General features: G+C 72.2%; 22 protein-coding genes and 1 pseudogene. 12 read left to right on the top strand and 11 right to left on the bottom strand.

The window, feature by feature from the left end:
* Nucleotides 1-154 precede the first annotated feature (154 nt).
* The gene (locus tag GQF42_RS39140) at nt 155-796 is read left to right on the top strand and encodes a PAS domain-containing protein (RefSeq protein WP_158927927.1); all 642 of its coding nucleotides are present in this window, start codon (nt 155-157) and stop codon (nt 794-796) included.
* 566 nt (nt 797-1,362) lie between these two features.
* On the opposite strand, the gene GQF42_RS47370 is transcribed toward GQF42_RS39140, so the two are convergent.
* Nucleotides 1,363-1,650 carry a DUF3626 domain-containing protein gene (locus tag GQF42_RS47370; protein WP_325100391.1) on the bottom strand — a complete coding sequence of 96 codons (288 nt, stop codon included), beginning with the start codon at nt 1,648-1,650 and terminating at the stop codon, nt 1,363-1,365.
* A 45-nt stretch (nt 1,651-1,695) separates the two neighbouring features.
* Here GQF42_RS47370 and GQF42_RS39130 point away from each other — a divergent pair, with 45 nt between their 5' ends.
* The 4 genes and pseudogenes from GQF42_RS39130 to GQF42_RS39115 all read left to right on the top strand — a co-directional run bounded on the left by GQF42_RS39130 (nt 1,696) and on the right by GQF42_RS39115 (nt 5,559).
* A complete protein-coding gene (locus GQF42_RS39130) occupies nt 1,696-2,190 on the top strand; it encodes an FBP domain-containing protein (protein ID WP_158927925.1) in 495 nt (164 codons plus the stop codon).
* A gap of 97 nt (nt 2,191-2,287) precedes the next feature.
* The gene (locus GQF42_RS39125) at nt 2,288-3,541 is read left to right on the top strand and encodes an FUSC family protein (protein ID WP_199272951.1); all 1,254 of its coding nucleotides are present in this window, start codon (nt 2,288-2,290) and stop codon (nt 3,539-3,541) included.
* 54 nt (nt 3,542-3,595) lie between these two features.
* Nucleotides 3,596-4,250: pseudogene (locus GQF42_RS39120) on the top strand (hypothetical protein).
* Nucleotides 4,251-4,356: 106 nt separating this feature from the next.
* Complete coding sequence (locus GQF42_RS39115; protein ID WP_199272950.1) at nt 4,357-5,559, top strand: lactonase family protein; 1,203 nt, start codon at nt 4,357-4,359, stop codon at nt 5,557-5,559.
* Here GQF42_RS39115 and GQF42_RS39110 read toward each other — a convergent pair.
* Together GQF42_RS39110 and GQF42_RS39105 are read right to left on the bottom strand one after the other, a co-directional pair.
* Nucleotides 5,527-6,252 (bottom strand): DUF2470 domain-containing protein, encoded by a 726-nt coding sequence (locus GQF42_RS39110; protein WP_158927923.1) that lies wholly within the window; start codon nt 6,250-6,252, stop codon nt 5,527-5,529. The two genes, GQF42_RS39115 and GQF42_RS39110, sit on opposite strands and share 33 nt — an antisense overlap.
* Nucleotides 6,253-6,334: 82 nt before the next feature.
* On the bottom strand, nt 6,335-6,940 hold the full coding sequence (locus tag GQF42_RS39105; RefSeq protein ID WP_158927921.1) for a TetR/AcrR family transcriptional regulator: 606 nt from the start codon (nt 6,938-6,940) through the stop codon (nt 6,335-6,337).
* A 161-nt stretch (nt 6,941-7,101) separates the two neighbouring features.
* Here GQF42_RS39105 and GQF42_RS39100 point away from each other — a divergent pair, with 161 nt between their 5' ends.
* A complete protein-coding gene (locus GQF42_RS39100; protein WP_199273148.1) occupies nt 7,102-8,664 on the top strand; it encodes a cytochrome P450 in 1,563 nt (520 codons plus the stop codon).
* Here the strand turns inward: GQF42_RS39100 and GQF42_RS39095 are convergent.
* The 8 genes from GQF42_RS39095 to GQF42_RS39060 form a co-directional block, all read right to left on the bottom strand.
* Nucleotides 8,626-9,483: a pentapeptide repeat-containing protein gene (locus GQF42_RS39095; protein WP_158927917.1), complete on the bottom strand. Its 858-nt coding sequence runs from the start codon at nt 9,481-9,483 to the stop codon at nt 8,626-8,628. The genes GQF42_RS39100 and GQF42_RS39095 overlap by 39 nt on opposite strands.
* A 141-nt stretch (nt 9,484-9,624) precedes the next feature.
* Nucleotides 9,625-10,926, bottom strand: coding sequence for an alpha/beta fold hydrolase (locus GQF42_RS39090; protein ID WP_158927915.1), 1,302 nt, complete (start codon nt 10,924-10,926; stop codon nt 9,625-9,627).
* Between the two features lie 94 nt (nt 10,927-11,020).
* Nucleotides 11,021-12,046 (bottom strand): LacI family DNA-binding transcriptional regulator, encoded by a 1,026-nt coding sequence (locus GQF42_RS39085; RefSeq protein WP_158927913.1) that lies wholly within the window; start codon nt 12,044-12,046, stop codon nt 11,021-11,023.
* A 334-nt stretch (nt 12,047-12,380) separates the two neighbouring features.
* Nucleotides 12,381-12,701, bottom strand: coding sequence for an L-rhamnose mutarotase (locus GQF42_RS39080; RefSeq protein ID WP_158931114.1), 321 nt, complete (start codon nt 12,699-12,701; stop codon nt 12,381-12,383).
* Between the two features lie 17 nt (nt 12,702-12,718).
* A complete protein-coding gene (rhaS, locus tag GQF42_RS39075) occupies nt 12,719-13,798 on the bottom strand; it encodes a rhamnose ABC transporter substrate-binding protein (RefSeq protein WP_158927911.1) in 1,080 nt (359 codons plus the stop codon).
* Between the two features lie 32 nt (nt 13,799-13,830).
* Nucleotides 13,831-14,820 (bottom strand): ABC transporter permease, encoded by a 990-nt coding sequence (locus GQF42_RS39070; RefSeq protein WP_158927909.1) that lies wholly within the window; start codon nt 14,818-14,820, stop codon nt 13,831-13,833.
* Complete coding sequence (locus GQF42_RS39065; protein ID WP_158927907.1) at nt 14,813-15,883, bottom strand: ABC transporter permease; 1,071 nt, start codon at nt 15,881-15,883, stop codon at nt 14,813-14,815. Before GQF42_RS39065 ends, GQF42_RS39070 begins: the two co-directional genes overlap by 8 nt.
* Nucleotides 15,880-17,397, bottom strand: a complete 1,518-nt coding sequence (locus tag GQF42_RS39060) for a sugar ABC transporter ATP-binding protein (protein WP_158927905.1) — start codon at nt 17,395-17,397, stop codon at nt 15,880-15,882. The genes GQF42_RS39065 and GQF42_RS39060 overlap by 4 nt, the downstream gene beginning before the upstream one ends.
* 272 nt (nt 17,398-17,669) lie before the next feature.
* Between GQF42_RS39060 and rhaI the strand changes: the two genes are divergently transcribed.
* The 6 genes from rhaI to GQF42_RS39030 all read left to right on the top strand — a co-directional run bounded on the left by rhaI (nt 17,670) and on the right by GQF42_RS39030 (nt 25,395).
* The gene (rhaI, locus tag GQF42_RS39055) at nt 17,670-18,839 is read left to right on the top strand and encodes an L-rhamnose isomerase (RefSeq protein ID WP_158927903.1); all 1,170 of its coding nucleotides are present in this window, start codon (nt 17,670-17,672) and stop codon (nt 18,837-18,839) included.
* A gap of 109 nt (nt 18,840-18,948) precedes the next feature.
* Entirely contained in the window at nt 18,949-20,988 is a 2,040-nt protein-coding gene (locus tag GQF42_RS39050; protein WP_158927901.1) for a bifunctional aldolase/short-chain dehydrogenase, read from the top strand.
* On the top strand, nt 20,985-22,433 hold the full coding sequence (locus tag GQF42_RS39045) for a rhamnulokinase (RefSeq protein WP_199272949.1): 1,449 nt from the start codon (nt 20,985-20,987) through the stop codon (nt 22,431-22,433). Before GQF42_RS39050 ends, GQF42_RS39045 begins: the two co-directional genes overlap by 4 nt.
* A 72-nt stretch (nt 22,434-22,505) precedes the next feature.
* Nucleotides 22,506-23,261 (top strand): (Fe-S)-binding protein, encoded by a 756-nt coding sequence (locus tag GQF42_RS39040; protein ID WP_158927899.1) that lies wholly within the window; start codon nt 22,506-22,508, stop codon nt 23,259-23,261.
* On the top strand, nt 23,258-24,754 hold the full coding sequence (locus GQF42_RS39035) for a LutB/LldF family L-lactate oxidation iron-sulfur protein (RefSeq protein ID WP_158927897.1): 1,497 nt from the start codon (nt 23,258-23,260) through the stop codon (nt 24,752-24,754). Before GQF42_RS39040 ends, GQF42_RS39035 begins: the two co-directional genes overlap by 4 nt.
* On the top strand, nt 24,751-25,395 hold the full coding sequence (locus GQF42_RS39030) for a LutC/YkgG family protein (RefSeq protein ID WP_158927895.1): 645 nt from the start codon (nt 24,751-24,753) through the stop codon (nt 25,393-25,395). Before GQF42_RS39035 ends, GQF42_RS39030 begins: the two co-directional genes overlap by 4 nt.
* The last annotated feature ends 22 nt before the right edge of the window (nt 25,396-25,417 follow it).

The raw sequence follows: 25,417 nt of genomic DNA, 5'->3' as shown, positions 1-25,417 counted from the left end.
CGCGCAGTCAAATCTCGGCCACGGGGCTTGCGCCCGCCCCCGCTCCCGGCCTCGCCGCACTCCCCGGGGCCCGTACGCGGTTTGCCGCCGACCTGGATCCTCGACTTGGATGAGGGGGGATCGGCACAGGGCTCGATCGCGGCGGGAGGTGGACATGGACCTGGGGCGGGCCGACGCGGTCGTCTGGCGCAACCGGGCCCTGCTGGTCTTCGACCGGGTGTCGGTGCCGGTCGCGGTGTGCGATGTGTACGGCCAGGTGGTGCTGGCCAATCCCGCGATGGCCGCGGAGTGCGGTTCGACGCCGGGGCGGCTGCGCGGCCGGGACGTGCTGGAGCTGTTCCGCCCGCAGGAGACCGGCCAGGTGGAACGGATCGCCGAGGCCCTGCGGCTGCGGCACCGCTCGCGCTACCAGGTGTCGGTGCGCTGGCGCGCGCCCGACGGCGCCGAGCGGTACGGCGAGCTGACGGCGGACCCCGTGAGTGACACCGTGGACGAGACACCGGCCCTGCTCGTGATGCTGCGGGTACAGGGCGAGTGCGCGCCGCCCGGGCCGCAGCCGCCCCCGGTCACCCCGGTCGAGGCCCGGGTCCTGGCCCTGCTGGCGGGCGGCGCCGGCACCGCGGCCGCCGCCCGCGAACTGGGCCTGAGCAAGGACGGCGTCACCTACCATCTGCGCCGCCTGTCGGCCCGCTGGAACGCCGCGAACCGCACCGAACTGGTCGCCCGCGCCTATGCCTTGGGCGTCCTCGGGCCGGGGGTGTGGCCACCGGAGGCGAGGATGCCGGAGGCGGAGTAGGGCGTGCCCGTGCCGTGCGCGCGCAGGCCGTCCCCGCGCCCCGCGGTGCCCCTGAGCGGGCCAGGGTGTGCCGGACCATCGTGAGGTGCTGGGGTTCGTGGCGGCCGGTACGGGCCGCGTCGCCGATCATGCGCGGGGTGAGCAGGCCCCGCTCGGCGATCGCCGCGCCGAGGTCGGCGTGCTCCGGTCCCCTCAGGTCGGCGTGGCGGCGCAGTGCGGTCACGGTGAGCCGGTGGCCGGGGTGCCGTGCGAGCGGGGAGGGCGGGATCCGGGCCGGCGCCTCTACCGGGGTGTGCAGGCAACTCGCGTCGAGGACCAGCGCCCCCCACGTCCCTGGCCGGCAGCACACCGGCGTGGACATGGCTCTCGACGGAGTCGTTGAGGGGGGGCCTGCTCGTCCGCCTCCGCGAGCGCCGTCAGTGGCATCGCCGCGGCCACCGCGAAGCCGGTGGGCCCGGCCGCGCTGTCCGGATGGCAGGACGTGGCCCGCTCCAGGACGGCTCCGGCGGGCCGCAGGCGCGAGGGGCCTGAGCGCGGGGCCGCGCCGACCACCTGGTGCCGGACGTTCAGGGCGTCGTACAGCGGGCGCTCCCGCGCGGGGGCGCGTCGTCGTACGCGCCGCCGATGATCCGGCTCTCGCAGCGTGCCCGGTCACCGCCGGAATGCACGGTGAACCCGCCGTTGCCGGCGCCGGTGGCGTACTGCGAGTGGTACGCGCCGTCCCGGGCGAGTGCTGCCGGGATCGGCAGACCGGCGACAGCAGTCGACAGAAACCCGTTGGCCCATCCCTCAACGGCTACATAAGCTAGCCATGAACCTAGAGGCCCTAGGTGCAGCAATAGCCCGCAATGCATCCGAACGGACCCGGACGCACCCGAACGAATCCAGAAGGGGTTCCCATGAAACCAGTCACCGAGCAGGACATCCGTACCTCTTTTGTCAACTGCTCGAAGGGGGAGGCCAAGCGGCTGGCGCTCCCGCGGGACCTCGGTGAACGTCCGTGGGACGACCTGGACTTCCTCGGCTGGCGGGATCCGGGTGCGCCCGATCGCAGCTACCTCGTCACCGAGCGGGGCGACCGGCTCGTGGGCGTGGCGCTGCGTTTCCAGGCCGCGCAGCGCGGGTTCCTGCACCGCAGCATGTGCTCGGTGTGCCTGACCACGCATCCGCGCGGCGGGGTGACGCTGATGACCGCGCGCAAGGCGGGACCGGCCGGCCGCGAGGGCAACTCGGCCGGGCTGTACATGTGCACCGACCTGGCGTGTTCGCTGTACGTGCGGGGCAGGAAGGTGCCGGAGTCCGGCGCCCGGTTCGAGGAGAGCCTGACCGTGGAGGAGCAGGTGTCCCGCGCGAACGCGAACCTGCACGCCTTCCTCGACAAGCTGGGCGCCTGATCCCCGACCGCCCGTGCGCCCGCCACCGTCCCGTCGGCCGGCACACCCCCCGACCGGGCCCGTTCGACGCGTCCGGGGAACGGGAACAGGCCAAGGGATGCACGACGTACGGAAGTGGCCCGAGGAACTGCTGCGCCTGCTCAGGCGCCGCCGGGAGCCGGTGGTCGTCCAGACGCTGCGGTCGGCGACGGCGGCGACGATCGCCTACGTCGTCGCGCTCCGGCTGAGCCCCGAACCGGCCCCCCTCACCGCGCCCCTGACCGCGCTGCTGGTCGTCCAGGTGACCTTCTACGCCACCCTCACCAACGGCATCCGCCGGGTGAACTCGGTGGTGGCCGGGGTGCTGGTCGCCATCGCCTTCAGTGTGCTGGTGGGCCTGACCTGGTGGAGCCTGGCGCTGCTGATCGTGGCCGCGCTGGCGGTCGGGCACCTGGTGCGGGTGGACGAGTACGTCGCCGAGGTGGCGATCAGTGCCATGCTCGTGCTCGGGGTCACCACCGTCGGTTTCACCGCGTGGGCGCGCATCGTGGAAACGCTGATCGGCGCCGTCGTCGGCACGGCCTGCAACCTGCTGCTCCCGCCACCGGTGTGGGTGGACGAGGCGGGCCGGTCGATCGAGGACCTGGCACGCCGGCTGCGGCAGTTGATGCTGCGGATCGGCGAGGAGGCCGCCGGCCGGACCCCCTGGCAGCGGGCGGCCGAGCGGCTGCACGAGGCCCGTCGGCTGGACCAGCACATCGCCCGGGTGGACGCGTCGCTGCGGCAGGCCGAGGACAGCCTGCGGCTCAATCCGCGGGTCAAGGAGGGGCTGCTGCACCGGGTGGTGCTGCGCACCGGCCTCGACACGCTCGAGATCTGCACGGTGGTGCTGCGGGTGCTGGCCCGGTCCCTCACGGATCTGGCGAAGGCCCGCGGACCCGATGAGCTGTTCCCGGCCCGGGCCGGGGCGACCGTGGAGCAGCTGCTGGGCGAGATGGGCGACGCCGTGGTCAGCTTCGCGGTCCTGGTCACCACCCATCTCAGCGAGAACGCCGAGTCCGCGGAGGCGCGCCTGACGGCCGAGCTGCACACGGCGGCCGGCACCCGGGACCGGCTGGCCGAGCAGCTCCGCGAGGAGATCCGCCGGGACTGGTCGAACTGGCAGCTGCTGGGCGCCGTACTGACCGAGACGACCCGGATCATCGACGAGCTGAACACCGAGCACCGCACCCGGCGCCTGCTGGAGGAACTGGACCGGGTCTCCCGCGGACAGCGGGCCAAGCTGCCGCGCATGACCCGGCTGCGCGAGCGGATCGGCGTCCAGGACGAGCTGTGGCGGAACCGTATGGGGTTCGGCGAGCGTTCTCGGTGAAGGAGAACAGTCTCCGCTGCAGAGCCGTGGAAACCAGGCGAGGGGGACGACCGGATGGCCGGTGCACAGGTGCGGATCGTCGGGAACGGGCTGCGCCTGCCGGGCGGGGCGGCGGTGCGGTTCGTCCGTACGCTGCGGCTGCCCGAGACGGGCACGCATCCGCTGCCGCCCGGGCTGGGCGGGTTCCCGGTGCGGCGGGTGGCCGGCCACGCCGACCGGGTGCCCGAGCCGTGGCGGGCGCGCAGCGGTGTGATGCTGCCGATGTATCTGCGCGAGGCGATGTGGCTGAGCTTCTCCGGGACTACGGAACCCGCCGCCCTCCAGGTCGGCGTCGGCAAGGTGTGCGCGGGGCGGCTCGATGCGCCAGGAGGTCTACCGGGACGACCGGCTGCTCACCGACTGGTCCGAGCAGCACGCCGGGCGCGTGTTCGTGCACCTGGTCACACCGCCCGACTGGCGGCGCATCACCGGCGAAGCGCCCCCGCCGTCACCGGTGGACCGGGCGGCGTACACGAACGCGGGCCTGCCCTGGTACGGCTACTACGACGGTGACGCCGAGGACCTGGCCCCGGCCGGCACCCTCGAGGAGGCCAAACCGTTCGGCGACTGGCTCGGCGAGGACCTGGAGCCCTGGCAGGCGCCGTCCGCCGGGCAGGTGAAACCACTCAAGGACGCGCCTGGTCGGCCGGTCGAGGAGGGCGAGTGGTAACCCTCGTTGCATGGTGTGCAACCCCCGTTGCCGTACTTGCCCTTGGCGGCCGGCACGGGCCAAGGTGGCTGTCACGACCGGGGCGAGCGACGACCTGAGGTGTGGCATGGACACGGAGGCGCAGACGGGGAGCGGGCGCTGGACCAGGCGCCGGTTCGTCGGGGCCGTGGCGGGCACGGCGGCCGTGGTGGTGGTGCCGTCCCCGGCGGCCCCGCCGCCCGACTCCCCGCGCCGGGCCGACGCACCACGCTCGGCTGCACCGCCCCGCGCACAGTCCGGCCCCCGTCCGCTGTACGTGGGCACCTACACCTCCGTCGACGGCGGCGGCACCGGCATCGCACTGACCTCCTACGACCCGGTGACCGGCCGGATCTCCGGTTCCGGCACGCTCACCGGGATCCCCGACCCGTCGTATCTCGCCGTGCATCCGGACGGGCGCACGCTGTACGCGGTGGACGAGCGCGACGACGGCGGCGTGACGGCCGTACGTCTCGCGGACCGGCGGATCCTCGGCACCCGGAACACGGGCGGCGCGGGCCCCTGCCATCTGTCGGTGCATCCCTCGGGGCGCTGGCTGCTGAGCGCCAACTACGGCTCGGGCAGCGTCGCCGTGCATCCGATCGACGCCACCGGCGCCCTCGGCGAGCGCACCGATCTGGTCACGCACTCCTCCCCGGCCCCCGGCCCGGGTCAACAGGGGCCGCACGCGCACCAGTTCATCACCGCTCCGGACGGCGGCCACGTCCTCGCGGTGGACCTCGGCACCGACACCGTCTACACCTACCGGCTGGACGAGGCCGAGGGCACGCTCAAGGACGTGGCACAGGCGCACACCCGGCCCGGAGCGGGCCCGCGCCATCTGACCTTCCATCCCGGCGGGCGCTACGCCTATCTGGCCAACGAGGTGGACGACACGGCAGTCGTCTGCTCCTACGACCCTCCCTCCGGGCGCCTGACGATCGGCGCGCCCCAGTCCACGGGGTCGGCCGGCACCACCACCAACTACCCGGCGCAGTTCCAGGTGACGGCGAACGGCCGGTACGCGTTCCTGGCCAACCGGGGCGACAACAGCCTCACGCGGTACGCGGTCGAGGCCGGCGGGGCCCGGCTGCGGCTGCTCGGCACGGTGCCGGTGGACGGGGACTTCCCACGGCAGATCGCCCTCTCGCCGGACGGCACCCTGCTCTTCGCGGCGAACCAGCACTCGGGGACGGTCACCGTCTTCCACGTCGACTCCTCGGCCGGCGAACTCACCCCGGCGGGCGAGCCGTTCGCCTCACCCGTCGCCGTCTGCGCGCTGCCGCTGTAGCGCCCGGGGGCAGCCGGCGGCAGCGGCCTGGGTCAGCAGGGCATGCATGCGCTCGGTGAGCTGGGCGACGTCGTCGGCGGGCGCATGGAAGGGCAGGCGTACGTCGCCGTGGGCGCGGGTGCGCTCGATGCGCAGGGTCAGTCCGTGCCGGTCGACGGCGAGGGGCAGCACGCGGGTCACGGCGTGCAGGCTCTCGGGGCGCACCAGGCGGGTGAGCCGCTCGACGGCGTCCGGGTGGGCGTCGGCAAGGTGGGTCAGCAGTCGGGCCTCGGCGGTGGCGAGGGGGTCGGGCCGGGCCTCGGCGAACTCGTCGAGGCCGACGACCACGGCGCCGCAGGACTCCCGCAGCACCACCCGGGTGGGCCGGAACAGCAGGTCGCCGCGGTCCGCGGCGAACCAGCCGGCGAGGTAGAGCCGGGCCCGGATCCGGCTGCGCACCGGTACGGGGGCGACGTCGGCGAACTCCATCATGGCGGAGGGCTCCTGGCGCGGGGCGCAGACCACCGCGGTGAGCAGGGCGCTGTCGTCGGGCACCGCGAGCCGCACCGTGCCGTCGTCGGCCACGGTGTGCGCGCCGACGTACTCCTCGCGGGCGCCGTCCGCGGTCACCGCGCACGACCATGCGGCAGCGAGCACCGACCGTGCACGCTGAGCCGCGCCGGGTGCGGCCGTCCAGTCCTGCGTGTCACCCATCCCGAAGACCTCCTTAGGTAAGCCTTGCCTAACCTATCGGAGATCGGGGTGCGCGCCAACCACACCCCCGCACCCGACGGGACTAGGCGATGACGCCCAGCAGCGCCCGGGCGCACAGATCGCGCACCTGCTCCTGGGTCAACTCCCCGTCGCGCAGCCACTCCAGGCACACGGCCGTGGTGAAGGCGAGCCAGCCGCGCACCGCCAGGCGCACCTGCGGGGCGGTCTCGAAGACCGGCCCGAACTCGGGATCCGCGGCCAGCGCGGCGAGGATCTGCTTCTCCTGGGCGGCCAGAGCCCGTTGATAGACCCGCCGCACGACCTGGTCGCCGGCCGCGTCGGCGCGGTGGAAGGCACGGAAACCGTGCGCATGGGCCCGGACGTAGCCGAGGTAGGCGTCGAGGCCGGCACCGAGCTGCTCACGCACCGGCACGCCCGGGACGGCGGCCGTCATGCGCAGCATCCGCTCGCTCTCGCGCTCCACGACCGCCGCGAAGAAGTCCCTCTTGTTCGGGAAGTAGTGGTAGAGCAGCCCTCGGGAGACCCCCGCGATCTCGGCGACCTGCTCGATCCACACCTCGTCGTAGGGACTCTCCGAGAACAGCCTGGAGCCGACCGACAGCAACTGCTCACGGCGCTCCGCGGTGCTCAGTCGGCGCCGGGCTCGCTCCCCCTGGTTCGCGGGCATGCCCTCACTTTACTGGACACGGGTTCAACAAGCCTTGACGCCGGTTCGATGACCGGATCACACTGGAACCGGTTATTGAACTCACGTACAACATGTGCGCGGCACAGGTTCAACGGTCCGCTGGATCAAGGGAGATCGGCGTCATGGCGGAGACGACTCGGATGCCGGAGACGACCCACACCGCCGAAACCGGCCCGCCCAGGGGATTTCGAAGCGCCGAGCTGGGCTGGCCGGAGCTGGACCGCATCCCGCATCCGCAGCGCCGGGTGCCGCTGCTCGGCGACGTCCTCGGCGTGAACCGGCGCACGCCCATACAGGACTCCATGCGCTTCGCGCGCGAGCTGGGCCCCATCTTCCGGCGCAGGGCCTTCGGCAAGGAGTTCGTGTTCGTCTGGGGAGCGCCGCTCGCCGCCGACCTCGCCGACGAGTCCCGGTTCGCCAAGCATGTCGGGCTCGGGGTGGCCAATCTGCGGCCGCTCGCCGGGGACGGGCTGTTCACCGCCTACAACCACGAGCCCAACTGGCAGCTGGCGCACGACGTGCTGGCGCCCGGCTTCAGTCGGGAGGCCATGGAGGGCTACCACGGGATGATGCTGGCGGTCGCCGAGCGGCTGACCGGCCACTGGGACCGCGAGGCGGCGGCCGGGCGCACGGTGGACGTACCCGGGGACATGACCAAGCTGACCCTGGAGACGATCGCGCGCACCGGGTTCGGGCACGACTTCGGCTCCTTCGAGCGGGACCGGCCGCACCCCTTCGTCAGCGCGATGGTCGGTACCCTCACCTACGCCCAGCGCCTGAACAGCGTGCCCGCGCCGCTCGCCCCGCTGATGCTGCGCGCCGCCGCCCGGCGCAACGCGGCCGACATGGCCCACCTCAACCGCACGGTCGACGACCTGGTCGCGGCCCGTCGCCGCTCCGGTGGCGGGGAGGGTGACCTGCTGGACCGGATGCTCGAGACGGCGCATCCGCAGACGGGTGAGAGGCTGTCGGCCGAGAACGTCCGCAAACAGGTGATCACGTTCCTGGTGGCAGGCCACGAGACCACCTCGGGCGCCCTCTCCTTCGCCCTTTACTACCTCGCCCGGCATCCGGAGATCGCCGCTCGGGCGCGCGCCGAGGTGGACCGCGTCTGGGGCGACACCGAGCGGCCCGGCTACGACCGGATCGCCAAGCTGCGCTACGTACGACGGGTCCTGGACGAGTCGCTGCGGCTGTGGCCGACCGCGCCGGCCTTCGCCCGCGAGGCCCTGCAGGACACGCTGCTCGTCGGCGACCATCCGATGCGCCGGGGCGCGTGGGCGCTCGTCCTGACCCCGATGCTCCACCGCGACCCGGAGGTGTGGGGGGAGGACGCCGAACGGTTCGACCCGGACCGCTTCGACGCGGGGGCCGTACGCGCCCGCCCGCCGCACACCTTCAAGCCGTTCGGTACCGGGGCGCGGGCCTGCATCGGCCGCCAGTTCGCGCTGCACGAGGCGACCCTCGTCCTCGGCCTGCTCCTGCGCCGCTACGACCTGCGGCCCGACCCCGCGTACCGGCTGAGCGTCACCGAACGGCTGACCGTGATGCCGCAGGGACTGCGGCTGGGCCTGGACCAGCGCCCCGCGGCAGCGCGCGGAACCGCCCGATCAACCACGACGAACCAGCAGACGGACGACAGCGCAACCCGCCACGACCCGGCCTCAGTGCCCCGCTGCCCAGTGCACCGGCCGACCGACTGACTCCGGCAACCGCGTTCCGACACTGCCGCGCGCAGCGTTCAGCTGCGGCTGGGTGAGGAAGAACGCGCCGGTGAGGTCCGCATCGGTCAGGTCGGCGTCACGCAGGTCGGCGCCGATCATGTCCGCGCCGCGCAGATCGGCTCCGGTGAGGTCGGCGGCGATGAGACAGGCTCCGCGCAGACTCGCCCCACGCAGATCCGCGCCCCGCAGCCGGGCCCCGACGAGATCCGCGCCCCGCCGGTCCTTCCCGCCGCCCTTGCCCTTCTTGCCGCCCTTGCTCCCCGTGACGCCGGCCCGGACCAGGTCGCTGGTGCGCAGCAGGAGAACGTTGACCTGCCGGCGGTGCGCGGCCACGTCCAGCACGGCCAGCTCTCCCGGGCTCAGCCGGGTCAGTCGCCCGGTCTCCTCCAGCGCCCGCCGCAGATCGGGGTGGACGGGCCGGGCAGCGGGCAGGCCGAGCGCCTCGGTCAGGTACCACAGCAGCTCGTGCAGCTGCCGTACGACCGGGAACACGTCGAACATCAGCCGGGCGTGCTCCTTGGACCCGGTACGCCAGTCCTGCCCGCCGAAGGTGAGCTGCGAGACCTTCTGGCCGGCGCCGAAGCAGTCGTAGACCGTGCAGCCGGTGAAGCCCTTCGTCCGCAGATCCGCGTGGATGCCGCACCGGTGGTCGCCCCGGAGGTTCGGACACGGCTTGCCGGCGGGCTTGTTCAGCGCGAAGTCGGCGGACGCGGCGAAGGGCAGGGCGACACAGCACAGCCCGAAGCACTCCGCGCAGTCACCGCGCAGGTCGGAGAGGTCAGCAATCTGTTCCGGCATGGTCTCCAGCCTACTGACCCGGCGTCGGCGCCATGCGCGGGCCCGGAGGAGCCGACGACGGCCGTACGGCGCACGCCGTTCCAGGAACCGACGCCGCCAGCGCAGCAGCCATGGCGTGTGTCCCCTTGCGGGGCGTTCGCCTCACGCCTCGTCGCGGGTCAGCGCCAGCAGCCGGTCCAGCACCCTGGGCGCCCCCGTGCGGAGCCCGTCGTGCTCGAACTCGTCCGTCACCCAGGTCCGCAGACCACGAATGGCCCGTGCGGTCTCCACGGAGTGGGCCGTGTCGACGTACATGTCGTCGTGGTAGACCGCCGCGGCGACCGGCACCTCGTTGGCGGCGAGGCGGGCGGAGTCGTACAGCGGGGCCCACTGCGTGCAGGCGGCGATGAGTTCGGCCGTTTCCCGCAGGGGGCGCAGGGCGGGGTCTGCGTCGAACATCCAGGGGTGCACCGTCTCACCGGTGAAGAGCACCGGGGCGTCACCCGCGAGCGCCTTGGCCGCGTCGAACTGCGGGAACTCGGCGCGGATCCGCTCGGCGGCCCAGGCGGTGGGGCGGGCGTCCTGGCCGTAGACCGACTCGTGGACGAGGGCGTAGAGGGGGTGGCCGGCGTACGACAGCAGGGACTGGGCCTGCTCCTGGAAGGCGTCGGACAGCTCCGGGCCGGCCGGGGTGCGGACGAAGGCGTCCTCCAGCAGGTGGTGCAGGCGGTGGCTGCCGTCGCTCGTGCCGAGCATCAGGCCCAGGGACTGGAAGGCCTCGGCCGTGAACCGGTAGCCGTTCGGGAGGAGCACCTCGTGGGTGAGGAGGTGGTCGGCGATCCGGCGGGCCCGTTCCACGTCCTGCGGGTAGCGGACGTAGTGCGCGGTGACCTTGCGTTCGACGCGCGGGTAGGCCGCGCGGTAGACGTCCTCGGCGTGGGCGTGCAGGGAGGGCAGGCCCCCGGTGATGACGGCGGTGGCGAGTCCCTCGGGGGCGAGGGAGAGGTACGACACCGTGCAGAAGCCGCCGAAGCTCTGGCCGAGCACGGTCCAGGGGGCGCCCCCGGTGACCTCGGGGCGGATGGCCTCGCAGTCCCGCACGATGGAGTCGGCGCGGAAGTGGGCGAGGTACGCGGCCTGTTCGGCGGGGCCGCCGCGCAGCGGGAGCGTCTGCCGGGTGGCGGGCGTGGAGCTGCCGGTGCCGCGTTGGTCGAGCAGCAGGACGCGGTACTCCTTCAGGGCCCGGTCGAGCCAGGACTGACGGCCGACGAAACGATTCGCCCCGAAGCCGGGGCCGCCCTGGAGGTACAGCAGCCAGGGCAGGTCCTGCCGCTCCTTGTCGCTCGCGACGACCTCACGGGCGTACAGGTCGATGGTCTCGCCGCCCGGGGCGGCGTGGTCGAGGGGCACGGTGAAGCGGCGGTCGGTCAGGACGACACCAGGCTGGCGGTAGCTGAGGCTCAACGGGGCTCCCGGGGCGGATGGGACGGGGGTCCAGTTCAGCACATGAGCGGCCGTCGGCCGACCCCGGAGATCATGGTTTTTACTGAACTCGCGGTCAGCGTGCGGCGAGACTGGAGCGGCGCACCACCAGCTCCGGCTGGAGCACCACCCGGCGGTGCTCGTGCGGCTGCCCGCCCTCGCCCTGTTCGGTCTCCTCGAGGAGCAGTTCGGCCGCGAGCGCGCCCATGGTGACGGCCGGCTGCCGTACGGAGGTGAGCGGTACGGCCGCCGCCGCGGCGAACTCGATGTCGTCGTAGCCGACGATCGCGAGGTCGCCCGGGACGCTCACACCCGCCGCGTACACGGCCTGCAGGACGCCGAGGGCGAGCAGGTCGTTGGCGCAGAACACGGCCGTGGGGCGGTCGGCGAGGCCCAGCAGGCGGGCGCCCGCGTCCCGGCCGGCCGCGACGTCGAGGCGTTCGGTGGGCAGTTCGCGCAGCGCTCCCGGCCCGAGACCGGCCTCGGCGAGCGCGTTCAGGGCACCGGTACGGCGGTCGCGGACCTGGTTGAGGCCGGCCGGTCCGCTGACGTAGGCGATCGAACGGTGGCCCGCGTCCACCAGATGCCGCACCGCGAGGGCGCCGCCGGTCACGTCGTCCACGGAGACGGAGCACTCGGTCGCACCCTGTGCGACCCGGTCGACCAGCACGAACGGGATGCCGTGCCGGCGGAAGGTCTCGATGTTGCGGCCGGTGGCGTCGGCCGGGGTCAGCAGCACGCCGCGCACCCGCTGCTCGGCGAACAGGGACAGGTACTCGGCCTCCTCGGCGGCGTTCTGCGCACTGTTGCAGACCATCACACCGAGCCCCGCCTCGCGGGCCGCCCGCTCGGCGCCGCGCGCCACGTCCACGAAGAAGGGGTTGCCCATGTCGAGCACGAGCAGGCCCATGATCCTGCTGCGGCCCGCCCGCAGCTGACGCGCGGACTCGCTGCGGACGTAGCCGAGCCGGTCGATCGCGGACAGCACCCGGGCCCGGGTCTCACTGGCGACCGCGTCCGGGCGGTTGATGACGTTCGACACCGTGCCGACCGACACTCCGGCGGCACGGGCGACGTCCTTGATACCCACCGACTGGGTCATCGGGCGAGGACCTCCAGGGACGAGAACGGGACGGCGGGCGGCCCTTCACACTACCGTCATGCCGAAAGGGCGTGGCCGGCCACGCACGGGCCCGCCGGTGGTACCCACCACGAGGGGCACCCGGCCGTGGACGCCGTGGTCGCTGCCGTGCAGGGACATGTTCCGGGCGGTGCCGCAGCCGTGGGCACTGGTGCAGGCGCCGTTCGGGCCGCTCCACTCCCCCGGCGCGGTCCGGCCCGACCGGCCGTGCTGGAGCCCGCCCTCGGGCATCGCGAGGAACGGGCGCGGCCGGGAGAGGTGACCCGGGGCGCCGCGACCCCGCTTCCGGCTGCCGTCATGGCAGATGGAACACCTCCGTGAGTGGCCTCATGACCTCGTCGGGCCGGGTACCGGCCGGCGACTCGAAGAACGGCGCCATCTGCGCCTGCCAGCGGGCGTTGACATCGGTGGCCTCCATGCCGGCCCGGGCGGCGGCGAAGTCCTCCGTCTCCAGGTAGCCGACGAGCAGGCCGTCCTCGCGCAGGAACAGCGAGTAGTTGTGCCAGCCGGTCGCCTCCAGGGCGCCGAGCATCTCCGGCCACACGGCGGCGTGCCGTGCGCGGTACGCGTCGAGCCGGTCCGCCCGGACCTTGAGCAGGAAGCACACGCGCTGCATCAACATCCCCAGGACTGCTAGAAGTTGAACTGATCGATGTTCTTCGCGTCGAACACGGTCGGCTTCCCCAGGTTGATCACACCGTCCTTGCCGATCGTGTACGTCGTCCCGTCCGCCTGGAAGGTCTCGCCCGCCCTGCCGGTGATCTGCCCCGAGGCCAGCGCGACCACGGTCCGCGCGGCCAGGTCGCCGAGCCTGGCCGGGTCCCACAGCTCGAAGGCGTCGACGGTGCCGTTCTTGACGTACTTGCGCAGGTCGTCGGGCGTACCGAGACCGGTGAGCCTCACCTTGCCCCGGTACTTGGAGCCGGACAGGTACTGGGCGGCCGCCTTGATGCCGACGGTGGTCGGGGAGATGATGCCCTTCAGGTCCGGGTGCTCCTGGAGCAGGCCCTGGGTCTGCTGGAAGGACTGCTGGGCGTCGTCGTTCCCGTAAGCGATCTTGACGAGCCTGACGTTCCTGTACGTGGGGTCCTTCAGCTCGTCCTTCATGTACCCGATCCAGGTGTTCTGGTTGGTCGCGGTCTGTGCGGCCGACAGGATCGCGATCTCGCCCCTGTACCCGATCTGCTGCGCGAGCAACCGCACCTCGGTACGGCCCAGATCCTCGGCGGACGCCTGTGAGACGAAGGCGTTGCGGCAGCCGGGACTGGTGTCGGAGTCGTAGGTGACGACCTTGATGCCGTTCTTCATCGCCTGCTTGAGCGCGGTGCACAGCGCGCCCGGGTCCTGCGCGGACACGGCGATGCCGTTCACCTGCTGCTGGGTGAGCGTATTGACGTAACTCACCTGCCCGGCGGTGTCGGTGGCACTTGAGGGCCCGACCTCCTTGTACGTCGAGCCGAGTCCGGTGAGCGCCTTCTCGCCGCCCCTGTCGGCGACGGTGAAGTAGGGGTTGTTCACCTGCTTGGGCAGGAAGCCGACGGTGAGTCCCTTCTTGGTGACGGCATGCGGATCCGCCTTGCCGGCGGTGGCGGCGGCGTTGTTGTCGTTCTTGACGTCGTTCTTGGTGGTACCGCTGCAGGCGGTGAGGGCGAGAGCGAGGGAGGTTCCGGCGGCCAGGGCGGCGCAGGTGCGGCGCAGGGACGGCTTGGGCATGGCAGGGGGTCCTTTGTGAGGGAGGGGACGGGCTACGAGGTCGCAGTCGGGGAGGCTCTGCGGCCCACTCTCGCGACGGTGATCCGACGTGCGACCCGGGGGCCGAGCACAGAAACCACCAGCAGCACACCGGTGACAACGGTCTGGGACTGCGCGGAGACGTTCAGCAGACTCATCACGTTCTGCAGCGCGCCCAGCAGGAACACACCGGCGACCGCCCCGCCCAACGTCCCCTTGCCGCCGTCGAAGTCGATCCCGCCGAGCAGCACGGCAGCGACGACGGAGAGTTCGAGTCCGGTGGCGTTGTCATAGCGCGCGCTGGCGTAGTGCAGCGCCCAGAACACTCCCGTCAGCGACGACATGAACCCGGTGGCCACGAACAGCGCCAACTTGGTCCGCCTGACCCGGATCCCGGCGAACCGCGCGGCTTCCTCGCTCGCGCCCACCGCGAACAACGACCGCCCGAACGGCGTGGCGTGCAACACCACCACGGCGAGGGCGAGCAGCACCAGGAAGGGCAGGAACGCCTGCGGCAGGAACGTGGTGCCGAGCCGGCCGGAGGCGAAGTCCAGGTACGAGGAGGGGAAGTCGGTGACCGCGTCGGAGCCGAGCACGATCTGGGCGATCCCCCGGTAGGCGGCGAGGGTGCCGATGGTGACGGCGAGGGACGGCAGTCCGAGCCGGGTGACGAGCAGGCCGTTGACCAGCCCGCACACCACGCCCAGCAGCAGGCACAGCGGGATGATCGTCTCGATGGCCATGCCCTCGTTCCAGAGCCGGCCCAGCACCGCCCCGGACAGCCCGGCGGTGGACGCCACCGACAGGTCGATCTCGCCGCAGACCACGAGCAGGGTCATCGGCAGGGCGATCAATGCGATGGGCAGGGTGTTGCCGATCAGGAACGACAGATTCAGCGCGTTGCCGAAACCGTCCACGAAGCCGAACGACACCAGCAACAGGACGACGAGGAGCGCGCCGACGACCGTGTCCCAGCGGACGGCGCGGGTCAGTGACTCAGACACCGGCGTTCTCCTTGGGCAGGGCGGGCCTGTGCCGCTGCGACTTCTTCTTGAGGGCGGCGGCCACCCGCAGCGCGACGACCCGGTCGACGGCGATCGCGAGGAGCAGCAGGACGCCGTTGATGGCGAGCACCCACACGGAGTTGACGCCGAGCGCGGGCAGCACGCTGTTGACGGAGGTGAGCAGCAGGGCTCCGAGGGCTGCGCCGTAGACGCTGCCCGAGCCGCCGGTGAAGACGACACCGCCGACCACGACCGCGCTGACGACGGTGAGTTCGTAGCCGTTTGCGGTACCGGAGTCGACGTTGCCGAACCGGGCGAGATACATCGCCCCGGCAAGTCCGGCGAGCGCGCCGCAGAAGGTGTGGGCGGCCAGGATCCGACGGCGCACCGGGATACCGGCCAGCCGGGCGGCCTCCGGGTTGGAGCCGAGGGCGTACAACTCCCGTCCGCCGGCGAAGTGTTTGAGGTAGTAGGCGGTGGCAACGAGGACCACCAGGGCGATGACGGCGAGCCAGGGGATCGCGAAGACGCCCCCGGAGCCGAAGTCGACGAAGCCGCCCGGCAGGTCGGCCGCGGTGATCTGGCGGGAGCCGACCCAGATGGAGTCGACGCCCCGGATGACGTACAGGGTGCCGAGCGTGACGACCAGCGCGGGCACCTGGCCGATGCTGACCAACAGGCCGTTGAGCAGCCCGAGTCCGGTGCCGAGGGCCACGGCGAGGAGGATCGCGACGACGGCGTTCCGGCCGTCCTGCAGACAGGAACCGGCGGCGAAGGCGGTGATGCCGAGGGTGGAGCCGACCGACAGATCGACGTTGCGGGTGATGACGACGAGGGACTGGCCGGTGGCGACCAGCACCAGGATCGTGGCGTTCAGCAGCAGATCCTTGATGCCCTGCTCGGACAGGAACTCGCTGTTGCCCGCCTGGGTGACCGCGATCATCACCAGGAGGACGACGAGGGTGGCGAGTTCACGCATCCGCAGGACACGCTCGACCAGCCGGGTCCCACTGGATGGGGGCGTCTCGGCGAGGGGGGCCCGGTCCGGCACGGTCTCCGTCATGCGGCGCCCCTCCCGGTGGCTGCGGCCATCACGGTCTCCTCGGTGGCTTCGGAGCGGGGGATCTCGGCGGTGATGCGGCCCTCGTGCATCACCAGCACGCGGTCGGCCATGGCGAGGACCTCGGGCAGGTCGGAGGAGATCATCAGCACCGCCACGCCGTCGGCGGCGAGCCGGGACAGCAGCCGGTGCACCTCCGCCTTCGTGCCGACGTCGATGCCGCGCGTCGGCTCGTCCACGATGAGCACCTTCGGGCGGGTGGCGAGCCATTTGGCGAGGACGACCTTCTGCTGGTTGCCGCCGGAGAGCGTGGCGACGGCATCGGCGATCCGGGCGTACTTCACCTGGAGCTTCACCGCCCAGTCCAGGGACCGGCTGCGTTCGGCGCCCCGGTCCACCAGCCCGGCCTTCACGGTCGTACGCAGTCCGGTCAGAGCGATGTTGCGCTCGATGGACATGTCCGGCACCAGGCCCTGGGCGCGGCGGTCCTCGGGGACCAGGGCCAGTCCCGCGGCCATCGCCGTGGACGGCGCGCCGCCCGTGAGCCGGCGCCCGTCGACCTCGACCTCGCCCGCATCCCACCGGTCGACGCCGAACACGGCGCGGGCCACCTCGGTACGGCCGGCGCCCACCAGTCCGGCGAGCCCGACGATCTCTCCGCACCGCACCTCGAAGGAGACGTCGGTGAACACGCCCTCGCGCGTCAGCCTCCTTACGCTGAGCGCCACTTGACCGGGTGTCACCTTCTGCTTGGGATACAGCTCGGCCAGTTCGCGACCGACCATCCGGCGGACCAGGTCGTCCTCGGTCATGCCCTCGAGCGGCTCACTGGCGATCCAGGCGCCGTCCCGCAGGGTGGTGACCCGGTGGCAGATCCGGAATATCTCCTCCAGGCGGTGGGAGATGAACAGGACGGCGGCACCCTGCTCGCCCAGGGTGCGCACGACACCGAAGAGCCGGGCGACCTCGCTGCCGGTCAGGGCGGCCGTCGGCTCGTCCATGATCAGGACCCGGGCGTCGAAGGAGAGCGCCTTGGCGATCTCCACGATCTGCTGATCGGCGATCGACAGCCCCCGGGCGGGCCGGTCGGGGTCGAGGTCGACGCCGAGCCGTTTCATCAGGGCGGCCGTGGCCGCACGGGTGGCCCGGTGGTCGATCCGGCCGAGGGCCCGCCGGGGCTGGCGGCCCATGTGGATGTTCTCGGCGATGGACAGGTCGGGGAAGAGCGTGGGCTCCTGGTAGATGACGGCGATTCCGGCGTCGCGGGCGTCGCCGGGGCCCTGGAAGACGACGGGCCCGCCGTCGAGCAGCACCTGGCCGGCGTCCGGCCGGTGCACCCCGGCGAGGGTCTTGATCAGCGTCGACTTGCCCGCGCCGTTCTCGCCGGCAAGGGCGTGCACCTCGCCGGGCAGCAGTTCCAGGGAGACGTCCCTGAGGGCGCGTACGGCACCGAAGGACTTGGAGACGCCCCTGAGTGCCAGCACCGGCGCCGGTCCCGTCTCGGGCGGGAGGGTCATGTCAGGCTCCTCGACGACACCGACGGAACGGCCGCGAGGCCTCCACAGCGCCGTGAAAGGTTTCAACTGGATTGCCGGGACCGTAGGCACCGCGGCCACGGCACGTCAATGGGTCCGTATCGAAAAAGTTCTGAAAGCCGAAGGTCACAACGGGATCACGGAAAACGGGGTCGGTCGGAGCGCTTGACACCCTCCCAAGAGGCCCCTAACTTGCGATTCTGAATCGTTTCACAGCATGGTCGTTTTGGACCGACACCACCAGGAGCCCTGCAGTGACCGACCTCGCCGCGGTGAAGGCCGCGCTCAAGACCCAGGCCGTCGAGACGCCGTCGTGGGCGTACGGGAACTCGGGCACCCGATTCAAGGTGTTCGCCCAGGCCGGAGTGCCCCGCGACCCGTGGGAGAAGCTCCAGGACGCGGCGCAGGTGCACCGGTTCACCGGCGTGGCCCCGACCGTCGCCCTGCACATTCCCTGGGACAGGGTCGAGGGCCCCGACGGATACGCGGGGTTGGCGAAGTACGCCGAGGAGCGCGGGCTGAAGCTGGGCGCGATCAACTCCAACACCTTCCAGGACGACGCCTACAAGCTGGGCAGCGTCTGCCATCCGGACGCGGCGGTGCGGCGCAAGGCGGTCGGCCATCTGCTCCAGTGCGTCGACATCATGGACGCCACCGGGTCCCGGGACCTGAAGCTGTGGTTCGCCGACGGCACGAACTATCCCGGCCAGGACGACATCCGCGCCCGGCAGGACCGGCTGGCCGAGGGGCTGGCCGAGGTGTACGGGCGGCTCGGCGAGAGGCAGCGGATGCTGCTGGAGTACAAGCTCTTCGAACCGGCCTTCTACACGACCGACGTGCCGGACTGGGGCACCGCGTACGCCCACTGCCTCAGGCTCGGTGACAAGGCGCAGGTGGTCGTCGACACCGGGCACCACGCCCCGGGGACCAACATCGAGTTCATCGTGGCGACGCTGCTGCGGGAGGGGAGGCTCGGGGGGTTCGACTTCAACTCCCGGTTCTACGCCGACGACGACCTGATGGTGGGGGCGGCCGATCCCTTCCAGCTGTTCCGGATCATGTGCGAGGTGGTGCGCGGGGGCGGGTTGCCGGCCGAGGTCGCGTTCATGCTCGACCAGTGTCACAACATCGAGGCGAAGATTCCGGCGATCATCCGTTCGGTGATGAACGTTCAGGAAGCCACGGCCAAAGCCCTACTGGTCGACCGGTCCGCGTTGGCCGAGGCTCAGCTCCGTGGTGATGTGCTCGGCGCCAACGCCGTGCTGATGGACGCGTACAACACCGATGTGCGGCCGTTGCTGCGCGAGGTCCGGGAGGAGATGGGGGTGGAGGCGGATCCCCTTGCCGCCTATTCCCGGTCCGGGTGGGCGCAGCGGATTGTCGCCGAGCGGGTCGGGGGGCAGCAGGCCGGCTGGGGGGCGTGAGCGTCCGCCCGGTCGAGCGCCGTTGCGGGGTGCGGGCCGTATGTGACTGCTCGCGCGGTGTCCCGCGTCCCTTTCCGCTCCCCTCCTCTTCTGCAAAGGAACCGTTCCCATGACCACCCATCCCGAAGCCGCCGCCCTTCTCTCCCGTTCCCACCGGCTCGGCTCCGACCCCCGTAACACCAACTACGCCGGCGGAAACGCCTCCGCGAAAGGAACCGATGTCGACCCGGTGACCGGTCGCGAGGTCGAACTCATGTGGGTCAAGGGGTCCGGAGGAGATCTGCGCACCCTGACGGAGGCGGGGCTCGCGGTGCTCCGGCTGGACCGGCTGCGGGCGCTTGCCGACGCCTGTCCCGGGGTCGAGCGGGAGGACGAGATGGTCGCCGCGCTCGACTACTGTCTGCACGGCAAGGGCGGGGCGGCGCCGTCCATCGACACCGCGATGCACGGGCTGGTGGACGCCCCGCACGTCGACCACCTGCATCCGGACTCGGGGATCGCACTCGCCTGCGCGGCCGACGGCGAGAAGCTGACCGCCGAGTGTTTCGGGGACCGTGTGGTGTGGGTGCCGTGGCGGCGGCCCGGGTTCCGGCTGGGGCTCGACATCGCCGCGGTCAGGGCCGCCAACCCGCAGGCCGTCGGATGCGTCCTCGGCGGACACGGCATCACCGCCTGGGGCGACAGCTCCGAGGAGTGCGAACGCAACTCGCTGTACATCATCCGTACGGCCGAGGAGTTCCTCGCCGGGCGGGGCAGGGCGGAGCCCCTGGGACCCGTCGTCGAGGGGTACGAGGCGCTGCCCGAGGCCGAGCGCAGACAGCGGGCAGCGGCGCTCGCGCCGTATGTGCGGGCCCTCGCCTCCCGGGACAAGGCGCAGGTCGGGCACTTCGACGACTCCGACACCGTCCTCGACTTCCTGGCCCGCGCCGGGCATCCCCGGCTCGCCGCGCTCGGCACCTCCTGCCCCGATCACTTTCTGCGGACGAAGATACGACCGCTGGTGCTCGACCTGCCGCCGGCCGCTCCCCTCCACGACGCCGTCGCCCGACTGACGGAGCTGCACGCCGCGTACCGGGAGGAGTACGCCGCCTATTACACGCGCCATGCCCTGCCCGACTCCCCCGCCATGCGCGGCGCCGATCCGGCGATCGTGCTGATCCCGGGCGTGGGGATGTTCTCCTTCGGCAAGGACAAGCAGACCGCCCGGGTGGCCGGCGAGTTCTACGTCAACGCCATCCATGTGATGCGGGGTGCGGAGGCGGTCTCCACGTATGCGCCGATCGAGGAGGCCGAGAAGTTCCGGATCGAGTACTGGGCGCTGGAGGAGGCCAAGCTCCGGCGGATGCCGCGGCCGAGGCCGCTGGCGACCCGGGTGGCGCTGGTGACAGGGGCCGGCAGCGGCATCGGGAAGGCCGTTGCGCACCGGCTCGTCGCCGAGGGGGCGTGCGTCGTGGTCGCCGACCTCGACGCGGACGGCGCCGCGGCCGTCGCCGAGGAGCTGGGCGGGCCGGACAAGGCCGTCGCCGTCGCCGTGGACGTCACCGACGAGGACCAGATCGCCGCCGCGTTCCGGGCCGCCGTGCTCGCCTTCGGCGGGGTCGACCTCGTCGTGAACAACGCCGGGATCTCCATCTCCAAGCCCTTGCTGGAGACGTCGGTGCGGGACTGGGATCTGCAGCACGACATCATGGCCCGCGGGTCCTTCCTCGTGTCGCGGGAGGCGGCCCGGGTGATGATCGCGCAGAAACTGGGCGGAGACATCGTCTACATCACCTCCAAGAACGCCGTCTTCGCCGGACCCGACAACATCGCCTACGCTGCCACCAAGGCCGACCAGGCGCATCAAGTACGTTTGCTGGCAGCCGAGTTGGGCGAGCACGGGATCCGGGTCAACGGGGTCAGCCCGGACGGGGTGGTGCGCGGTTCCGGGATCTTCGCGGGCGGCTGGGGTGCGCAGCGGGCGGCGGTGTACGGGGTGCCGGAGGAGAAGCTGGGCGAGTTCTACGCGCAGCGGACGATCCTCAAGCGCGAGGTCCTGCCCGAGCACGTCGCGGGCGCCGTCTTCGCGCTCACGGGCGGGGACCTCACGCACACCACCGGGCTGCACATCCCGGTCGACGCGGGTGTGGCGGCCGCGTTCCTGCGATGAGCGCGGGTGTGCGGTCGTACGCCGCGGTCGATCTGGGCGCGTCCAGCGGGCGGGTGATGGTCGGCCGCGTGGGGCCGGACTCGCTGGAGGTGAGCGAGGCGCACCGGTTCCCCAACCGGCCGGTGCGCGTCCCGGAGGGGCTGCGCTGGGACGTCCTCGGGCTGTACGGCGGTGTCCTGGACGGGCTGCGGGCGGCGGGCCGGGTGGCTTCGGTGGGCCTCGACGGCTGGGCCGTGGACTACGGCCTGCTGGACGCCGACGGGGCCCTGCTGGGCAATCCGGTGCACTACCGCGACGCCCGCACGGAGGGCGTCGCCGAGCAGGTGTGGGCGACCGTGCCGGCCGCGCAGCTCTACGCGGCGACCGGGATCCAGTACGCGCCCTTCAACACCCTGTACCAGCTCACCGCCGCCCGGAAGACCGAGCAACTCATGTGCTCCAAGCGTCTGTTGCTGATCCCTGACCTGCTCTCGTACTGGCTCACCGGCGAACAGGGCACCGAGCTGACCAACGCCTCCACCACGCAGCTCATCGATCCCCGGACGCGGACCTGGTCGTACGAGGTCGCCGAGCGGCTCGGCATCGACCTCGGCCTGTTCGCACCGCTGCGCCGGCCCGGGGATCCGGCGGGGGTACTGCGGCCCGAGGTGCTGGCGGAGACCGGGCTGGCCGGACCGGTGCCGGTGACGGCCGTGGGCTCGCACGACACCGCATCCGCGGTGGCCGCCGTCCCGGCGACGGGTGAGCGCTTCGCCTACATCTGCACCGGCACCTGGTCCCTGGCGGGGCTGGAGCTGACCGCTCCGGTGCTCACCGAGGCGAGCCGGGCCGCGAACTTCACCAATGAGCTGGGGCTGGACGGCACGGTGCGGTACCTGCGCAACATCATGGGGCTGTGGCTGCTGCAGGAGTGCCAACGCGCCTGGGGCGGACCGGACTTGGCGCTGTTGCTGCACGAGGCGGGCAGCGTGCCGATGCTGCGCTCGGTGGTGGACGCGGGGGACGCGGCGTTCCTGGCACCGGGGCGGATGCCGCAGCGGATCGCCGCCGCGTGCCGGGCCTCGGGCCAGCCGGTTCCGCGGACACGGGGCGAGGTCACCCGGTGCATCCTCGACTCCCTCGCCCTCGCCCACCGGCGGGCCGTCGCGGACGCCCAGCGTCTGGCCGACCACCCGGTGGACGTGGTGTACGTCGTCGGCGGCGGTGCCCGCAACACCCTGCTGTGCCAGCTGACGGCCGACGCCTGCGGGCTGCCCGTGGTGGCCGGCCCGACCGAGGCGGCGGCCCTCGGCAACGTCCTCGTCCAGGCCCGCGCCCACGGACCGGCCGGCGATCTGGCCGCGATGCGCCGACTGCTCGCCCGCACCCAGCCGCTGACCCGGTACGCGCCTCGTGGCGACGACGCCCCCTGGCAGGCGGCCGAGGCGCGACTGCTCACACCGTGAGTCGCCCTCTCCCCTCGGCGGTATGCGCCTACTACCCTGCACTCGTCCGATGACCGACCCCGAGGAGCCGCGATGCGTGTCGCCCTGTTCCTGACCTGTGTCAACGACACGCTCTATCCCGACACAGGCCGTGCCGTGGTGAAACTGCTGACCAGACTGGGCGTCGACGTCGACTTCCCGCTGGGGCAGACCTGCTGCGGACAGGCGCACTACAACACCGGATACCGGCACGAGACGGAGCCGCTGGCCCGGCACTTCTCCGATGTCTTCGGCGAGTACGAGGCCGTAGTGACCCCGTCCGGGTCGTGTGCGGCGATGGTGCGGGAGCTGTATCCCCGGCTGGGCGAGCGGGCGCGGGCCGAGGGGCGCGGGCAGACACTGGCCCGGACGCTCGCGCCGGTGGTGCCGAAGACGTACGAGCTGACGGAGTTCCTGGTGGACGTGCTCGGCGTGACGGACGTCGGCGCCCACTACCCGCGCAAGGTCACCTACCATCCGACCTGTCACGGGCTGCGCGCTCTGCGGCTCGGCGACCGGCCGCGGCGGCTGCTGGAGGCCGTCAAGGGACTGGAGCTGGTCGAACTGCCGGGCGCCGAGGAGTGCTGCGGGTTCGGCGGTACGTTCGCGCTGAAGAACGCCGACGTGTCGGCGGCGATGGGCGCGGACAAGGTGCGCGCCGCCGAGTCGACGGGCGCGCAGGTGCTGTGCGCGGCCGACAACTCGTGTCTGATGCACATCGGCGGCACGACGAGCCGGTTGCGGTCGGGGCTGCGGCCGGTGCACATCGCGGAGATCCTGGCGAGCACGGAGGAGGAACCGGCCCTATGAGCGGGACGTTCGTCGGCATGCCTGCGTTTGCGGCGTTCCCGGAGGCGGCCCGGGAGGCCGTCGGCAACCGGACCCTGCGCGGCAACCTGCGGCACGCCACCCACACCATCCGGGCCAAGCGGGCCAGGGCGGTCGCCGAGGTGTCCGACTGGGCCGAGCTGCGGGAGGCGGGCCGGCGCATCAAGGACCACACACTGCACCATCTCGACAGGTATCTGGAGCAGTTGGAGGAGTCGGTCACCCGGGCCGGCGGCACGGTCCACTGGGCGGCCGACGCCGCCGAGGCCAACCGGATCGTGGCCGACCTCGTCACGGCGACCGGCGAGTCGGAGGTCGTCAAGGTCAAGTCGATGGCCACGCAGGAGATCGGTCTCAACGAGGCCCTCGAGGCGGCCGGCATCCGCGCCTACGAGACCGATCTCGCCGAGCTGATCGTGCAGTTGGGCAAGGACCGGCCCTCGCACATCCTGGTCCCGGCCATCCACCGCAACCGCGGTGAGATCAGGGACATCTTCGCGAAGGAGATGGGCGAGTGGGGCCGCCCGGCGCCCGATGGGCTCACGGACACGCCCGCCGAACTCGCCGAGGCCGCGCGGCTGCATCTGCGGGAGAAGTTCCTGCGGGCCAAGGTCGGCATCTCGGGTGCCAACTTCATGGTCGCCGAGACCGGCACGCTGGTCGTGGTGGAGTCCGAGGGGAACGGCCGGATGTGCCTGACCCTGCCCGAGACCCTGATCTCGGTCGTGGGCCTGGAGAAGGTGGTACCGACCTGGCGTGACCTGGAGGTCTTCCTCCAAACGCTGCCCCGTTCCGCCACCGCCGAGCGGATGAACCCGTACACCAGCATGTGGACCGGCACGACCGGCGAGGACGGGCCGCGGACCTTCCACCTGGTCCTGCTGGACAACGGCCGCACGGACACCCTCGCCGACCAGGTCGGCCGCCAGGCCCTGCGCTGCATCCGCTGCTCGGCCTGTCTCAACGTCTGCCCCGTCTACGAGCGGGCGGGCGGGCACGCCTACGGCTCGGTCTACCCGGGCCCGATCGGCGCCATCCTGAGCCCCCAACTGAGAGGCACGGCAAGCGAGATCGACGCGTCGTTGCCGTATGCATCGAGTCTGTGCGGGGCCTGCTACGACGTCTGCCCGGTCGCCATCGACATCCCGGAGGTGCTGGTGCACCTGCGGGAGCGGGTGGTCGAGGGCGGTCCGGCGGTGCGTGCGGGCAACCGGGTGCTGCTGAAACCGGCCAAGGGACACGCGGCGGAACGTGCGGCCATGCGCGCGGCCCGCTGGGCGCTGGCCCACCCGGGCGCCCTGCGCACCGGCCAGCGGCTCGCCTCCCGGACCCGCCGGCTGCATCCCCGTACCCTGCCGGGTCCGGGCCGGGCCTGGTCCGGCACCCGGGACCTGCCGCCGGTACCGGCGGAGCCGTTCCGGGACTGGTGGCAGCGCACCCACGGTACGGACAACGGCGAGGGAGCCGCCAAGTGAGCAGCAGGGAACGGGTCCTGGGCCGGGTGCGGCGGGCGCTGGCCGACGTGCGCCCGGACGAGCGGCCGTACGAGGAGGCCGTGGGCCGGGACTATCTGCGCGAGCACGGGCGGCGCAGCACCGAGGAGACGGTGGAGCTGCTGGCTCAGAACCTGGCGGACTACCGGGCGATCGTGCACCGCAGCACTGCCGGGGAGATGGCGGACCTGGTCATGCGGCTACTGGCCGAGCGCGGCTCGCAGGAGGTGCTGGTGCCGCCCGGGCTGCCGCCGCAGTGGCTGGCCGCCGCCGATCCGGTGCGGATCCACGACCGGGCCGAGAGCACACCGCAGCGGCTGGACCAGGTGGGCAGCGTGGTGACGGGCTGTGCCGTGGCGATCGCCGAGACCGGCACGATCGTGCTGGACGGCTCCCCCGACCAGGGCCGGCGCCGTATCTCGCTGGTTCCCGACCATCACATCTGTGTCGTCCGGGTACCGGACCAGGTCGTCTCCTCCGTCCCGCAGGCCCTCGACCGCCTCGACCCCACACGCCCGTTGACCTGGATCTCCGGCCCGTCCGCCACCAGTGACATCGAACTGGACCGGGTGGAGGGCGTGCACGGCCCGCGGACGCTGGAAGTGATCCTGCTGAGCGCATGAGCCGCACCCCGTCCGCCTGCCC

This window comes from Streptomyces broussonetiae (assembly GCF_009796285.1).
GTDB classification, from domain to species: domain Bacteria; phylum Actinomycetota; class Actinomycetes; order Streptomycetales; family Streptomycetaceae; genus Streptomyces; species Streptomyces broussonetiae.
The sequence above is the reverse complement of the archived record's forward strand: the minus strand, read 5'-3'. Positions and strand labels throughout refer to the sequence as shown.